General features: G+C 63.3%; 14 protein-coding genes. 7 read left to right on the forward strand and 7 right to left on the reverse strand.

What is annotated here, in order from left to right; translation table 11 throughout:
- The first annotated feature begins 322 nt into the window (after positions 1 to 322).
- Positions 323 to 1,927: an RNA repair transcriptional activator RtcR gene (rtcR, locus tag PQU95_RS15960; protein ID WP_272752932.1), complete on the forward strand. Its 1,605-nt coding sequence runs from the start codon at positions 323 to 325 to the stop codon at positions 1,925 to 1,927.
- A 6-nt stretch (positions 1,928 to 1,933) separates the two neighbouring features.
- Here rtcR and PQU95_RS15965 read toward each other — a convergent pair whose 3' ends face one another.
- The 5 genes from PQU95_RS15965 to PQU95_RS15985 form a co-directional block, all read right to left on the reverse strand.
- The gene (locus PQU95_RS15965) at positions 1,934 to 2,692 is read right to left on the reverse strand and encodes a sulfite exporter TauE/SafE family protein (RefSeq protein WP_272752933.1); all 759 of its coding nucleotides are present in this window, start codon (positions 2,690 to 2,692) and stop codon (positions 1,934 to 1,936) included.
- A complete protein-coding gene (ltaE, locus tag PQU95_RS15970) occupies positions 2,689 to 3,720 on the reverse strand; it encodes a low-specificity L-threonine aldolase (protein ID WP_272752934.1) in 1,032 nt (343 codons plus the stop codon). Before ltaE ends, PQU95_RS15965 begins: the two co-directional genes overlap by 4 nt.
- Before the next feature lie 123 nt (positions 3,721 to 3,843).
- Complete coding sequence (locus PQU95_RS15975; protein WP_272752935.1) at positions 3,844 to 4,074, reverse strand: hypothetical protein; 231 nt, start codon at positions 4,072 to 4,074, stop codon at positions 3,844 to 3,846.
- Positions 4,075 to 4,166: 92 nt separating this feature from the next.
- Positions 4,167 to 4,919, reverse strand: a complete 753-nt coding sequence (locus PQU95_RS15980) for an oxygen-binding di-iron domain-containing protein (RefSeq protein ID WP_272752936.1) — start codon at positions 4,917 to 4,919, stop codon at positions 4,167 to 4,169.
- Positions 4,916 to 5,524: a methyl-accepting chemotaxis protein gene (locus PQU95_RS15985; RefSeq protein ID WP_272752937.1), complete on the reverse strand. Its 609-nt coding sequence runs from the start codon at positions 5,522 to 5,524 to the stop codon at positions 4,916 to 4,918. The genes PQU95_RS15980 and PQU95_RS15985 overlap by 4 nt, the downstream gene beginning before the upstream one ends.
- A gap of 148 nt (positions 5,525 to 5,672) precedes the next feature.
- Between PQU95_RS15985 and PQU95_RS15990 the strand changes: the two genes are divergently transcribed.
- Complete coding sequence (locus tag PQU95_RS15990) at positions 5,673 to 6,449, forward strand: tRNA threonylcarbamoyladenosine dehydratase (RefSeq protein ID WP_272752938.1); 777 nt, start codon at positions 5,673 to 5,675, stop codon at positions 6,447 to 6,449.
- A 58-nt stretch (positions 6,450 to 6,507) separates the two neighbouring features.
- Here PQU95_RS15990 and PQU95_RS15995 read toward each other — a convergent pair whose 3' ends face one another.
- Positions 6,508 to 7,248, reverse strand: a complete 741-nt coding sequence (locus PQU95_RS15995) for a substrate-binding periplasmic protein (RefSeq protein ID WP_272752939.1) — start codon at positions 7,246 to 7,248, stop codon at positions 6,508 to 6,510.
- 51 nt (positions 7,249 to 7,299) lie between these two features.
- A complete protein-coding gene (locus tag PQU95_RS16000) occupies positions 7,300 to 8,934 on the reverse strand; it encodes a methyl-accepting chemotaxis protein (RefSeq protein WP_272752940.1) in 1,635 nt (544 codons plus the stop codon).
- A 160-nt stretch (positions 8,935 to 9,094) separates the two neighbouring features.
- On the opposite strand from PQU95_RS16000, the gene PQU95_RS16005 reads away from it, so the two are divergent.
- From PQU95_RS16005 to PQU95_RS16025, 5 genes are all read left to right on the forward strand, one after another.
- A complete protein-coding gene (locus PQU95_RS16005) occupies positions 9,095 to 9,877 on the forward strand; it encodes a 3-hydroxybutyrate dehydrogenase (RefSeq protein WP_272752941.1) in 783 nt (260 codons plus the stop codon).
- Positions 9,878 to 10,002: 125 nt separating this feature from the next.
- On the forward strand, positions 10,003 to 10,599 hold the full coding sequence (locus PQU95_RS16010; protein ID WP_272752942.1) for a Maf family protein: 597 nt from the start codon (positions 10,003 to 10,005) through the stop codon (positions 10,597 to 10,599).
- A gap of 23 nt (positions 10,600 to 10,622) precedes the next feature.
- Positions 10,623 to 12,119: a ribonuclease G gene (rng, locus tag PQU95_RS16015; protein ID WP_147696026.1), complete on the forward strand. Its 1,497-nt coding sequence runs from the start codon at positions 10,623 to 10,625 to the stop codon at positions 12,117 to 12,119.
- A gap of 132 nt (positions 12,120 to 12,251) precedes the next feature.
- Positions 12,252 to 13,034 carry a serine O-acetyltransferase gene (gene cysE, locus PQU95_RS16020; protein WP_017509444.1) on the forward strand — a complete coding sequence of 261 codons (783 nt, stop codon included), beginning with the start codon at positions 12,252 to 12,254 and terminating at the stop codon, positions 13,032 to 13,034.
- The gene (locus PQU95_RS16025; RefSeq protein WP_272752943.1) at positions 13,031 to 13,807 is read left to right on the forward strand and encodes a DUF3658 domain-containing protein; all 777 of its coding nucleotides are present in this window, start codon (positions 13,031 to 13,033) and stop codon (positions 13,805 to 13,807) included. The genes cysE and PQU95_RS16025 overlap by 4 nt, the downstream gene beginning before the upstream one ends.
- Positions 13,808 to 13,870: the final 63 nt, after the last annotated feature.

Genomic DNA, 13,870 nt, shown 5'->3' on the forward strand with positions numbered 1-13,870 from the left:
GTCGAACCCGGCGTGGCAACCACTGCCATCGCCGTACTGCCGTGCAACAAGGGGCGGCATACCCGGCCACGACAGGCGGGCCTGGTACCGGGCACCGGGGCGGCTCACAACCACCTCCCGTGGGCACCGTGCTGCGTTGGGCAGTACGTTGACTATTGCCAATAGCGTGCCAGCCGGGTGCTAAAGCTGAAGAAATATTGCAAGTGTTTGTTTTTGAATGTTTTTATTTTTCCGCTTAAGGCCGCTGTCGACAATTTCGCCAAGCATGCCATTGGAAATATGATACTTTTGGCTAGTAAGTTTATTTTTTGGGATAGTCGTCATGCGTAAGCAGGTTGCCATCGGGTTTCTGGGTACGGTGCTGGACAAAGGCGGTTTTGGCGAATCGCGCTGGAGGAAATGGCGGCCCAGCGTCGGCATTTGCCGCCAGCCGCAATGGCCGCTGCACCGGCTGCATCTGCTGCACGACAACCACAGCCTTCAACTGGCGCAACTGACTGCCGACGACATCCGCCGTGTCTCGCCCGATACCGAGGTGGTGCTGGAAACCTGCAACCTGCGTGACCCGTGGGATTTCGAAGAGGTGTACGCCGCGCTGCACGACTTTGCCGCCGCCTACCCGTTCGACAGCGAGCACGAGGACTACCTGTTGCACATCACCACCGGTACCCATGTGGCGCAGATTTGCTGGTTTTTGCTGGCCGAGTCGCGCCATATCCCGGCGCGGCTGCTGCAAAGCAGCATCGGCCGTGCCGACGACGGCTATACGGGGACGGTCAAGGTGATCGACCTCGATTTGTCGCGTTACGACCAGATTGCGCAGCGTTTTGCCCGCCAGCGCGACGATACGCTGGCCTTGCTGAAGAGCGGGATCGCCACCCGTAACGAGGCCTTCAACCGCATGATTGGCCAGATCGAACGGGTGGCCACCCGTTCCGGTGCGCCGGTGTTGCTGTGCGGGCCGACCGGCGCCGGCAAGAGCTTTCTGGCGCGCCGCCTGTATCAGCTGAAAAAGGCCCGCCATCAGTTGAGCGGGCCGCTGGTCGAGGTGAACTGCGCCACCTTGCGCGGGGACGGGGCGATGTCGGCCCTGTTCGGCCACGTGAAGGGCGCGTTTACCGGCGCCTTGCAAGCACGCGAGGGCCTGCTCAAACGCGCCGATGGCGGCATGCTATTTCTGGATGAAATCGGCGAGCTGGGCTTGGACGAACAAGCCATGCTGCTGAAGGCCATCGAGGAAAAGCGCTTTTTTCCCTACGGCAGCGACCGCGAAGTCAGCAGCAGTTTCCAGCTGGTGTGCGGTACGGTGAGGGACCTGCAGCAATGGGTGGCGGCCGGGCGCTTTCGCGAAGACCTGTACGCGCGCATCAACCTGTGGCGCTTTACTTTGCCGGGCTTGGCCGCCCGGCGCGAGGACATTGCGCCCAACCTGGAGTTCGAGCTGCTGCGCCACGCCAGCGAAAGCGGCGAGCGGGTGCGTTTCAGCCGCGAGGCCCGCGAGGCATACCTGGCCTTTGCCACGTCGGCCGAGGCCAGTTGGCAGGGTAACTTTCGCGAGCTATCGGCGTCGGTAACACGCATGGCGACGCTGGCCGACGACGGCAATATCGGCCTTGCCGAGGTGACCGAGGAAATGGCGCGCTTGCGTGACGGCTGGCAAGCGCCGGTGGCCAGCGGGGCGGCGATGGCACCGGCCTTATGGCAGCAGGTCTTGCCGGACGCGCAGCTGGACCTGTTCGATCAGGCCCAGCTGGAGGCGGTACTGGCAGCGTGCCGCGACGCCGGCAGTTTGTCCGAAGCCGGCCGCTGCCTGTTCGCGGTGTCGCGCCAGGCGCGCAGCACGGCCAACGACGCCGACCGCCTGCGCAAGTATCTGGCGCGTTTCGGGCTGGATTGGGCCGGGGTGAAGGCGGTGCTGTCGCCGTAAGCGGCGCTAGCCGTACACCTTCCAGAAAAACGCGGCGGTCAGCACGCTGCCCAGCGCCACCACCACCCGCTTTAGCCACAGCGCCGGCAGGCGGCGGGCGAGGCGGGCGCCAGCCACGCCGCCGCAGATGGTGCCGGCCAGCATCACCAGCGCGGCGGGCCAGTTCACCAGCCCGGCCGCGATGAAGGTCAGCACCGCTACGCCGGAGATCAGCACCGATAGCCAGGTTTTCAGCGCATTCATGCGGGTGAGGGTGTCCAGCGCAAACAGGCTGTACAGCGCCAGCATCATGATGCCCATGCCGCCGCCGAAAAAGCCGCCGTAAATGCTGACCACGAACTGCCCCAGCAGCAGCGCGCCGGTGCTGCGGCCAACGTTGGCCGCGTGCTGGCTCATCCAGCGCGTGAGCGTGGCGCTGAAGGCAAACATGGCGGTAGCCAGCAGGATCAGCCACGGGATCAGCACGTCGAACAGCCGGGGCGACACCACGGTGACCAGCCAGCCGCCCGCCAGGCCGCCCAGCACGCTGGCGATACTCATGCCTGCCATGGCGCGCTGGCCGGTGAGCTCGCGGCGGAAGGTGAGGCTGCTGGCCACGTAGCCGGGCCATTGCGATACCGAGCTGGTGGCATTGGCCACGATGGGCGGTACACCGGCCGCTACCAGGGCGGGGAAGGTGATCAGCGTGCCGCCACCGGCCACGGCGTTGAGGCCGCCGGCGGCGAAGGCGGCGGCAAACAGCGCCAGTGCGATGGTGAGTGTCATGCCGCCAGCACACTGGCGAATACGGCGATGACGCGGTCCAGCTCGCTGCGGCCAACCTGCCAGTGCGTTACCAGCCGCATCAGGCCGCCTTCCGGCCCGTTGGCCTTGATGTTGGCCGCAGCCAGCGCGGCCATCAGGCGGCCGCTATCCAGTGTGGCGGGCAGGCGGAACCACACCATATTGATGTGTACATCGTCCAGGTTCACTTCCACGCCGGGCAAGGCGGCCAGCTGTTCGGCCAGATAGCGGGCGTTGGCGTGGTCTTCCGGCAGGTGCGCCACCATGTCGGTGAGCGCCAGCAGGCCGGGCGCGGCCAGCACGCCGGCCTGGCGCAGGCCGCCGCCCAGCAGCTTGCGGTTTTTGCGGGCGCGGGCGATGAAGGCGGCCGGGCCGGCCAGGATGGAGCCCACCGGCGCGGCCAGGCCTTTGGACAGGCAGCACATCACGGTGTCGCTGTAGCGGGTGATGTCACGCACGTCGCAGCCCAGGTGCACGGCGGCGTTGAACACGCGGGCGCCGTCCAGGTGCACCGGTACGCTGTGCTGCTGCGCCACGTCCCATACCGCGGCCATGTCGGCCAGCGGAATGACGCGGCCGTTGCTGTGCGCGTTTTCCAGGCAGATCAGGCCGGTGCGCGGCCAGTGGATGTCTTCGCCGTCACGGATGCGTTTTTTCACCTCGGGGGCGGGCAGTACGCCGTTAGCACTGGCGATGGTGCGCAGCTGGACGCCGGCAATGACGGCAGCGCCGCCGGTTTCGTGCCACACGATATGGCAGTCGTCGCCCAGAATCACCTCGTCGCCACGCTGGCAGTGGGTAAACAGTGCCAGTTGGTTGCCAAAGTTGCCGCTGGGCACGAACAGTGCGGCTTCCTTGCCCAGCAGGCGTGCGGCCAACGTTTCCAGCTCGCGTACGGTAGGGTCGTCGCCGTAAACGTCGTCGCCGACGATGGCGTTGGCCATGGCCTGGCGCATGGCCGGGGTGGGGTGGGTAACGGTATCGCTGCGCAGATCGATGACGGTGGACATGCTGGCTCCTGTGCGGGAAGAAAAACGGCAACCCGAGGGTTGCCGTTGTCGTGATTCAGGCATTTGCCTGATTGTGCCAGCAGGGGCGGTGCTTATAGAAGCATGATTTTGCCAAAACAGTGTTCAGGCGGCGTTGATGTGGTAAGCCGCTTTGATGGCAGCGGCTTTGTCATGGGCGCTTTGCAGGCCGTAGGCGGTCAGGCTGATATCACTACCGCACACGCAAGCCAGGGTACTGTCCGGCTGCAGGCTGGCCAGGTGGTGGCGGTTTTCGTGCCCGCAAGCGGAGCAGGCAATGACCACGGTGGCCTTGTAGTGTTTGTCCAGGTCGATATCAAAGCGCGGCGACTTCATCAGGATGCTCTCCCATAAAAGACAAGAACCTCCGCTGGCTGCGGAGGTTCTTCAACTTAGGAAGATGGCTGGCTTATTTCAAGTCATCTTGCTTAACGGCGGTGGCGGAAAGTGGACAGGCCCACTGGCAGCTCGGCAAACCAGTTGATGAAGCGCATCACGTCATCGCCCTGGTAAATGCTGCCGTGTTGCGGGCATAGCATGTCGATCTTCATGCGGCTGGCGCGTTCGCACCAGTCCAGCTTGGCTTCGGTGGAGCCCATCCAGCGGCGGTGAAAGCCCTCGGCGTGGCGGATGTGCTTGTCGAAGTCACGCACGAACAGCTCGTCTTCTTCCGGTGGCAGCAGGGCTGCGCCCACGTCACCGCTAAACAGGATGCGTGCGTCGGGGTCGTACAGGTGGAAGTTGCCGGACGAGTGCAGGAAGTGCGCGGGTACGTACTCGATCTGGCCGCTGCCCAGCGGCATGCCCATGCCTTCGTCCGGGATGGCGACCAGCGAGTTTTCGTCGCCGCCAAAGTGCGGGATGAAGCTGCTCCACAGGCGGCTCACATAGCAGCGGATCTCGGGGTTGCATTCCAGCCACAGGCCCAGCGACGAGATGATGTCCGGGTCCTGGTGCGAGGCAAACAGGTAGCGGATGCTCATCGGGTCCACAATGGTGGACAGCGCGGCAAACACGGCCGGGAAGATTTCGCTGCCGCCAGGGTCGGTCAGCAGGTTGTCGCCTTCGCGGCTGACCAGGTATTCGTTGGTGTCGATGACGCAGTTTGGCTTGGACGGGTCGCGGGCAATGACGACCCAGCGGTGGCTGCCTTCCTGGTAGATGGTCTGGGCGGTCTTCATCTTCTTTGCATTCCTGTGCACAGCGCCTCGATGGAGGGCAGGATGTTCTGTATTTTCTGGTCAAATTCCTGGCTGACTTCGGCCAGCGCGCGGCCGTATTCGCGGCCATAGGCGGCTTCGATTTTGGCCGAGCGCGAAATGGCAGTACCGAACTGGCACAGTTTGCGGGCGTCTTCCAGGCGGTCCAGCAGGCGTAGGCGCACGTCGCGCACGCGGTGGGTGATCAGGCTGAATTCTTCTTCGCGTCGTACCATGACATCGCGCAGGGCGGGGGACGGGTTGGCTACCAGGTCGGTGGCCTTTTTCAGCAGCCGGTAGCGCCGCTCCTGGCGTAGCAGGTCGGAGATCAGGTTTACCGCCAGGTAGGCATCGTTGGACAGCTCCTGCATCAGGCCGGTGAGCTCTACCGACAGGCTGCGCAGCTCTTTCGAGATCACGCCAAAGCCCAGCGCCACTTCGCCGGCACGGTGCGCCAGCAGGATGGCGTTCAGCGCCATGATGTTGATCTGGAAGGCAATCAGTACCACGCCTTTTATGCCTTCGTTCAGCCGGACAAAGCCGGCCAGCTCGCCTGACGATGTCTTGTGTGTTGGCTTATTGCTCAAAGCCCGCTCCTTGCATGTGGCTATGGTGGCAGTCTAGCAAAGGGCGTGGGGCTATGCCCTAGTTCTTTCGATATACCAGCATACGCAATGGGCTGGTGTCGTACCGGCGGCTTGGTTATGCTTGGCCGTTTTGTTTGGGGAGTCTGGCATGGAAGCCGATCTGGATCGCCGCTTTGGCGGTGTCGCCCGTTTATATGGCGAAGCGGCCTTGCAGCGCTTTGCTGCGGCCCGGGTATGTGTGGTGGGCGTGGGCGGGGTGGGTTCCTGGGTGGTGGAGTCGCTGGCGCGCAGCGGTATCGGCCACCTGACGCTGATCGACCTGGATAATATTGCCGAGTCCAACACCAACCGCCAGCTACCGGCGCTGGACCCGCTATACGGCATGGCCAAGGTGACCGCGCTGGCCGAGCGCGTACGCGCCATCAACCCGGCATGCGTGGTGGCCGAGGTGGAAGACTTTGTCACCGAAGACAACCTGGACGCCATGCTGGGCCAGGGCTTTGACTATATCGTGGACTGCATCGATAGCCTGAAGGTGAAAGCGGCCATGGCGGCCTGGTGCGTGCGCCGCCGCCAGCCGTTTGTGGTGTCGGGTGGCGCGGGCGGGCAGATGGACCCGACGCGTATTGCCATCGCCGACCTGGGCGCGGTCACCGAAGACCCCTTGCTGTCCAAGCTGCGTTACACGCTGCGCCGCCACTATGGCTTTAGCCGCGAGCCGGGGCGCAAGCTGGGCGTGCGCTGTGTGTATTCCACCGAGCCGCTGGTGTACCCGCAGGTGCAGGCCTGTGACACGGGCGAGGCGCGCGGGCCACAGGGGCTGTCGTGCGCCGGTTTTGGCGCCAGCGTGGTGGTCACGGCCAGCTTTGGCCTGTTTGCCGCGTCGTGTGTGCTGAATGATCTGGCGGGCAAACGCCGCAAATAAGGTTGGCCGCACGGTGGTAGCCATCAGGCGCCCTGCCCGTGACAGGGCAGGGCGTTTTTCAATTGGGTAGCTGGTAGCGCTGGCGGTATTGTTGGGTAATGCGCTCGTATTCGCCGCTGGTTTTGAGCCGTACCAGGGCCTGGTCAAACTGCTGGCGCAGCGAAGCGTTGGCAAAGCCGACATGGCGTGGCGAGCTACCCAGCAGGGCGTAGCTGACCGTGGCGTAGCGCTGCCCGCTCAGGTCGGTTTGGGTGGGGTTGGCGCGAAAGATGAACTCGTCGCTGATGATGACATCCACCCGGCGGTTCAGCAGCAGGCGGTTCAGGGTGTCCTGGTCGGCGTGCTCGCTGTAATTGGGCGAGCGCGCTACCGCATTGGCAAAGTCTGCACCAAACAACAGGCGGGCGTTCTGGAAACTGGCCACGCTGTAGCGCGACAGGTCGCTCAGCTGGGTCAGCACAATGCCGTTGCTGTGCAGCGCGATGGCACGGTTGCGGTAATACAGTAGCGGCTGCGAGTAAAACAAGGCATCAGATGCGGCGGGGGTCAGGGTGATCATGGCGTCTACCTGGCCTTCCTTCAGCATGGCCAGCCCGCGCGCCTGCGGTAGCTGGACCACCTTCACCTGGTAGCCGGCCAGCGTCAGGGTGGCAATGGCCAGTGCCGCCTCCAGCCCGCTGCGCCCGCCTTCTTCTACGTAGGGCAGCTTGGTCAGCCCTACCGCCAGGCGCACCTCTGCCGCCCAGGCGGGGGGCAGCAGGCAGAGCAGGCTAAGGATCAGGCGCAGCGCGTTCGGCATCGGCGGGTTTCGATAAAGATTGCCTCGCTACTATATACCCAGAGCCGCAGCTTAGAAGCGGAAACCTTGCAATGAGCTGTTGAGCAGGCGTGAGCATTCTTCCATGCTGGCCGCTTCGGTAGACAGGCTGTCTGCCTCTTCGCGGTTGCTGGCTATTTCGCCGCCCAGCGTCTGCATATGCTGGCTCATGGTGTGGACGTGCTGCCGGATTTCCTGGCTATGGCTGACATTCATGTCAAATGCCTGCTGTAGCGACGCCAGCAGGCTGCGGGTTTGCTCCAGCGTGTTTTGCACGGTGGCCGAGCAGCCGGACAGCTTGTCGGCTTCGTCGGCCTGGGTGGTAATCACCCCTGCCGTGTCGCGTATGGTTTGCAGCAGCTTGCCGACAAAACTGTCGGTTTCGGCCAGCGTGGCCTGGGTCTGGCCTGCCAGCTTGCGTACTTCGTCGGCCACCACGGCAAAGCCGCGCCCGGCTTCGCCCGCGCGGGCGGCTTCGATGGCGGCGTTCAGTGCCAGCAGGTTGGTTTGCTCCGAGATGCTGGCAATGCGCTGCAAGATGCCGGTGATGTTTTGTACATCGGCCGATAGCGCCTCGAAGCGTTTCGCCAGCTGGCGGTTGTCGGCCACGTGCTGGTGCATGCCGTGGCTCAGCTCGCCGACGGCCCCGCGCGACAGTGCCAGCTCCTGGTCTACGCTGGCCAGCTGTTGCTGGGCCTGGTTCAGCATCTGGCTGCTCTGGTCGCTCAGTGCGCTGATATCGTCGCTGCAGCTGTGCAAAGTGTGCAGCGACTGCTGGCTGCGGCTGGCCGCCTCGCGCATGTGCTGGGTGCTCTGGCGCACGTTTTCCGCGCTGTGGAAGGTCTGGCTGGCATTGTCCGATACTTCGTGCAGGGTATGGCTGACCGACTGGCACAGCTGGTTGAAGCTGTGTGCCATCTGGGCAACTTCGTCACTGCCGCGTACATTCAGCTTGCCGCCCAGGTTGCGCTCGCGCGCTTGCTGGGCGATATGGCTGGCGATCCTGCTGATGGATGCGGCCAACATGCTGGCCAGCAGCCAGGAGATGGCCAGGCCGCAGAGCAAGGACAGCGTGCCGATCAGCAAGACTTCTTGCAGTACCGCCTGGCGGCTGGCCATGGCTTGCTCCAGCGGCACGTCGGCGGCCAGGATGACTTGCTGGCCATTGATGCTGACCGGCAGGAAAATGGAGCGGAAGGTGCCGTATTTGTCGGTGTATTCGTCGTACTGCACGTTCTGGCTGGCAAAGGCTTGCAGCAGGCCGGGGCTGGCTTCGTAGGCTTCCAGGTGGTGGCCATACTTGTCGCTGCTGCGTTCCGCTTCACCGGCACCATCGGCCAGGTAGACCACCTTGCCGTCTTTCTGCCACAACATATAAAGATATTTCACGCCAAACTGGCGGGCGTAGTTGTCCATGCGGCTGGCGTTGTTCAGCATCTGCTGCGGGCTGACGCTGCCGGGGGTAAACATGCTGGCCAGGAAAGGTTCGCCCAGCAGGGTAGGAATAGCACGGGCGGTAGCGTTCAGGCGGGTGTCGATGACAGCAATGGCTTGCTCGCTACTGCGCAGATAGCTGTGTACCGAGAAAGACAGTACGGTCAGGATATTCAGCAGGGCAAACAGACAAACCAGTTTGGTGCGGATACTCACACGGTGTAACCAGGACATGGTTGGCAAACCTCGGGCAGGGTGTGGTGTAGGGTTGATGTTGGCATTATTTCATTAATCAAAAATGCCTAAGAATTTTTATCGAAATTGTCGCAAATAATTGCTACATCCAATTGAAAAAGTTGCATTCATGCAATCAGCTTAGTGAAGGAGGGACAGCATGCCGCAGCAGAAAACCGCATTCGTTACCGGCGCCGACCGTGGCATTGGCCTGGCCATAGCCTGCCGCCTGGCGGCCAATGGCTGGCGTATCGCCTTGCACGGCCTGGCAGACGAGGCTGGGCAGGCCGCCGCATTGGCGGCGGTACGCAGCGCCGGCGCGGCAGATGCCGCATTTTTCAGCGCCGATCTGCGCCGTGGTGACGCCACACGACAATTGGCTGAAACCGTGCTGGCACATTTCGGGCAGGTTGACGTACTGGTGAACAATGCCGGCATGCAGCACGCCGCGCCTTTGCTGGACATGCCTGCGCAGAAGTGGGACGACATTATTGCCGTCAATCTGTCGGCGGCATTTCATTTGATGCAGCTGTGCTTGCCCGGCATGTTGGCCGCAGGCTGGGGCCGCATCATCAATATTGCCTCGGTGCACGGCCTGGTGGCGTCCAGTGGCAAGCTGCCCTACGTGGCCAGCAAGTTCGGCATCGTGGGCATGACCAAGGCCGCGGCGCTGGAAACGGCCGGCCTGGGGGTAACCGTGAATGCCGTTTGCCCGGGCTGGGTAGAAACCGCGCTCATCGAGCCGCAGATCCTGGCGCGCGCCGCCAAGCTGGGCGTTGGCCGCGACGAGGGTGCGCGCGACCTGGTGCTGGAAAAGCAGCCCTCCGGGCGCATGAGCCAGCCGGCGGATATTGCGGAGGCAGTAGCCATGCTGTGCGGCGACTGGGCGCATAACCTGACTGGCGTGGCGCTGCCGGTAGACGGTGGCTGGACGGCACAATAAGCGCAGCGGGCGGGGTTGGCCGCAGGCCGGGCAGGGCCAAGGCTTGCGCCAGAGCAAGCCTGCGGCATATGCCGCAGGCGCCGGCTCTGGTAATCTAGCCCGCTAGATGACCAACCTGTCCCATCATGAGCGCACAAGATTCCCGCATTTATCTGGCCTCCGGCAGCCCGCGCCGCCGCGAAATCCTCACCGGCATGGGCGTGAGCCTGGAGCGTATCCACGCCGATATCGATGAAAGCGTCCTGCCTGGCGAAGACGCCATCACCTACACCGAGCGCCTGGCGCGCGAGAAAGCCGCGGCCGGCTGGCAAGTGGTACAGCAGTGTGGCCTGCCCGAGCGCCCGCTGCTGGCCGCCGACACCACGGTAGTGCAAGACGGCGAAATCTTCGGCAAACCCGCAGACGAAGCCGACGCCCGCCGCATGCTGCAAGCGTTTTCCGGGCGTAGCCACCAGGCCGTGACCAGCGTGGCTGTGCGCCAGGGTGATCATGTTGAAGTACGCACCAGCGTGACCCATGTAACGTTCAAGCCGCTGGGCGAAGACGAAATCCAGCGTTATATCGACAGCGGCGAGCCGTTCGACAAGGCCGGTGCCTACGGCATCCAGGGCCGTGCTGCTGTCTTCATTACCCGCATCGATGGCAGCTACAGTGGCGTGATGGGCTTGCCGATTCATGAAACCGCACAGATTCTTGGCAACTTCGGTTTCCAGTTTCCCTGATGAGCCATCCCCGGAGCCCTGCCATGCTGCATCAACCCATTCCGCTACCCCGTGACCTGCCGCGCCCGAAAGAGCAGATCCTGGTCAATATCACGCCGCAGGAAACCCGTGTGGCGGTGCTGGAAGACGCCGTGGTGCAGGAGCTGCATATCGAGCGCGCAGCCAGCCGCGGCATTGTGGGCAATATCTACCTGGGCCAGGTCAAGCGCGTGCTGCCCGGCATGCAGAGTGCCTTTATCGAGATCGGCCTGGAGCGCGCCGCTTTCCTGCATATTGCCGACGTACTGGAGCAGCGCCAGCACCCGTCCGAGCCGCAGCGCATCGAGAAAATGCTGTTCGAAGGCCAGACCGTGCTGGTGCAGGTGATCAAGGACCCGATCGGTACCAAGGGCGCGCGGCTGTCCACGCAGATCAGCCTGGCCGGGCGTTTTCTGGTGCACTTGCCGCAGGAAGAACATATCGGTATTTCGCAGAAGATCGAGCAGGAATCCGACCGCCACAGCCTGAAGGCACGGCTGGAAAAACAGCTGCCGGACGGTGCGCCGCGTGGCTACATCATCCGCACCAGCGCGGAAACCGCCACCGACGCCGAGCTGGGCGCCGATATCGGCTACCTGTCCAAGCTGTGGGCCGATATCCGCTACAAATCGCAGCACTTGCCCGCGCAAAGCCTGCTGTACGAAGACCTGCCGCTGGCGGTGCGCGTACTGCGCGACATGGTGAGCGACCACACCGAAAAGGTGATCGTGGATTCCACCGAGAACTACGGCAAGATGGTGGAGTTTGCCGAAGCCTACGTGCAGTCGGCGGTGGCCAAGATCGAACGCTATAGCGGCGAGCGCCCGCTGTTCGAGCTGCACGGTATCGAAACCGAGATCGACAAGGCGCTGTCGCGCCGGGTGAACCTCAAATTCGGCGGCTACCTGATCATCGACCAGACCGAGGCGATGACCACCATCGATGTGAACACCGGCGGCTTTGTCGGTAACCGCAACTTTGACGAAACCATCTTCAAGACTAACCTGGAAGCCACGCTGGCACTGGCGCGACAGCTGCGCCTGCGCAATCTGGGCGGTATCATCATTGTCGATTTCATCGATATGGATAACGCCGAGCACCGCGAAGCCGTGCTGTCCGAGCTGGCCAAGGCGCTGGCGCGCGACCGCACCCGTGTGACCCTGAACGGCTTTACCAGCCTGGGCCTGGTAGAGGTCACGCGCAAGCGCACCCGCGAGAGCCTGGCCCACGTGCTGTGCGAGCCGTGTCCGGTGTGTCAGGGGCGCGGCGAGATCAAGACCGCGCAAACCGTGTGTTACGAGATCCAGCGCGAAATCGTACGCGAAGCCCGCCGCTTTGACGCCAAAGGCTTCCGCATCCTGGCCGCACAAAGCGTGATCGACATGCTGCTGGACGAGGAATCGCAAAGCCTGGCCATGCTGATCGACTTTATCGGCAAGCCGATTTCGCTGGCAGTAGAGAGCACCTACAGCCAGGAACAATTCGACGTGGTACTGATGTAGGCCTTGAAAGGCCGGCGCGGTGCCATCAGCTGCAAGTTGGCCGCGTATCGTACACCCCCAGGGCGCGCCGGCAGGCAGCGCCCTTTTTCATGCCCGCAAACAAGGGCAAGCAGAACAAGTAAAGGTAAGAGCATGACTGCAAGCAATCACGACGCGCTGTGGCTGGCCATTCTGCAGGAGGCCGAGCTGGCGGTGCGCGACGAGCCGTTGCTGGCCAGCTTCCTGCACATGACCGTGCTGCGCCACGGCACGCTGGAAGACGTGCTGGCGTTTCACCTGTCCAGCAAGCTGGCCAGCCCGGTAATGGACGCCCGCGCACTGATGGAGCTGTTCCGCGAGGCTTTTGCGGCCAACCCGGCCATTATCCAGGCGGTACGCGCCGACATTACCGCCTGCTTTGAGCGCGACCCGGCGTGCGATAGCTATTCCACCCCGCTGCTGTACTTCAAGGGCTTCCACGCGCTGCAAAGCCAGCGCATTACCCACTGGCTGTGGCAGGAAGGCAGAAAGACGCTGGCGTATTTCTTGCAAAACCGCATTTCCGAGGTAATGGGCGCCGATATTCACCCGGCAGCCAAGATTGGCCACGGCGTCATGCTGGATCACGGCACCGGCATTGTGGTGGGCGAAACCGCCGTCATCGGCAATAACGTGTCGATCTTGCAAGGCGTGACGCTGGGCGGTACCGGCAAAGACCACGGCGACCGTCACCCGAAAGTGGGCGATGGCGTGCTGATCGGCGCCAATACCTCCATCCTCGGCAATATCCGTATTGGCGACTGCTCCAAGGTGGGCGCCGGCAGCGTGGTGCTGGACGACGTACCGGCACACTGCACGGTGGTGGGCGTACCGGCCCGCGTGGTGGCCCAGCTTTGTCCGGGCACCCCGGCCCTAGATATGGACCAGCGCGTATGAACGCCAGCGCCATCCACTTTGCCCTGCCGTCGGCGGCGGCCACGCTGCAGCAGCTGTGTGCCGATGCTGTACTGCCGGGCGAGGTGCTGTGCTTCCAGGAGGATTTCAGCCAGGGCCCGTTGGCCGATTGTGATCTGATCGACCCGCAGGCGCGCATGGGTTACTGGAACGCGGTGCTGTGGGCGCAAGACTGGTGGCCGCAGCAGGACGAAGACTTCGTGCACGCCTACTGGGCCAGCCGCAAGGCGCAGCTGAAGGCCTTCGAGCGCCGGGTGCCGCTGTACGCCTGGGCCGGTGGCCACGCCGGCGAATGGCTGATGCTGTGCATGCTGGCCGAGCACGCCCACGCCGACACCCCGCTATACCACGTGGCGGTACCACAGCATGGGCAGCGCAGCTGCATGGGCATGCAGCCGCCGCCAGTCCTGCCGGAGCTGTTTGCCCAAGCCCGCCTGCTGACGGCCGGCGAGCGCGAACAGTTGGCCGCACAGTGGCGTTACTGGCAGGAACATGGCGACGGAATACGCTATCTCGATGTGCAAGGCACGCTACAGCAGCACCCGATCGACCATTACGACAATGCGCTTGTCAATGCCATAACAAAGGCCGGCAAGTGGCCTGTGACAAGGCTGGTGGGGGAGGTGATGGGGCATGAGGAGCAAGCCTGGCTGAGCGATAGCTTTTTGTTCTGGCGGGTAAAAAAGCTGGTGGATGCCGGTGTGCTGAAACGTGAAAATGTGCCCGGCACCGTGCCCTCGATATGCCGTTGGTAAATCAAATGGGGTACTTCCGCAAGGACTGAAGGCGGCGTAGAATGCGCCGCCTTTGCATTGGTG

The organism is Vogesella aquatica, from assembly GCF_028548455.1.
Taxonomy (GTDB): Bacteria; Pseudomonadota; Gammaproteobacteria; order Burkholderiales; family Chromobacteriaceae; genus Vogesella; species Vogesella aquatica.

What these genes read in the sequence shown, in the direction of transcription:
- ltaE (WP_272752934.1), bottom strand. Translation starts at nt 3,720, where the DNA reads ATGTCCACCGTCATCGATCTGCGCAGCGATACCGTTACCCACCCCACC.
- PQU95_RS16000 (WP_272752940.1), bottom strand. Translation starts at nt 8,934, where the DNA reads ATGTCCTGGTTACACCGTGTGAGTATCCGCACCAAACTGGTTTGTCTG.
- PQU95_RS16025 (WP_272752943.1), top strand. Translation starts at nt 13,031, where the DNA reads ATGAACGCCAGCGCCATCCACTTTGCCCTGCCGTCGGCGGCGGCCACG.
- rtcR (WP_272752932.1), top strand. Translation starts at nt 323, where the DNA reads ATGCGTAAGCAGGTTGCCATCGGGTTTCTGGGTACGGTGCTGGACAAA.
- cysE (WP_017509444.1), top strand. Translation starts at nt 12,252, where the DNA reads ATGACTGCAAGCAATCACGACGCGCTGTGGCTGGCCATTCTGCAGGAG.
- rng (WP_147696026.1), top strand. Translation starts at nt 10,623, where the DNA reads ATGCTGCATCAACCCATTCCGCTACCCCGTGACCTGCCGCGCCCGAAA.
- PQU95_RS16005 (WP_272752941.1), top strand. Translation starts at nt 9,095, where the DNA reads ATGCCGCAGCAGAAAACCGCATTCGTTACCGGCGCCGACCGTGGCATT.
- PQU95_RS15995 (WP_272752939.1), bottom strand. Translation starts at nt 7,248, where the DNA reads ATGCCGAACGCGCTGCGCCTGATCCTTAGCCTGCTCTGCCTGCTGCCC.
- PQU95_RS16010 (WP_272752942.1), top strand. Translation starts at nt 10,003, where the DNA reads ATGAGCGCACAAGATTCCCGCATTTATCTGGCCTCCGGCAGCCCGCGC.
- PQU95_RS15990 (WP_272752938.1), top strand. Translation starts at nt 5,673, where the DNA reads ATGGAAGCCGATCTGGATCGCCGCTTTGGCGGTGTCGCCCGTTTATAT.
- PQU95_RS15980 (WP_272752936.1), bottom strand. Translation starts at nt 4,919, where the DNA reads ATGAAGACCGCCCAGACCATCTACCAGGAAGGCAGCCACCGCTGGGTC.
- PQU95_RS15965 (WP_272752933.1), bottom strand. Translation starts at nt 2,692, where the DNA reads ATGACACTCACCATCGCACTGGCGCTGTTTGCCGCCGCCTTCGCCGCC.
- PQU95_RS15975 (WP_272752935.1), bottom strand. Translation starts at nt 4,074, where the DNA reads ATGAAGTCGCCGCGCTTTGATATCGACCTGGACAAACACTACAAGGCC.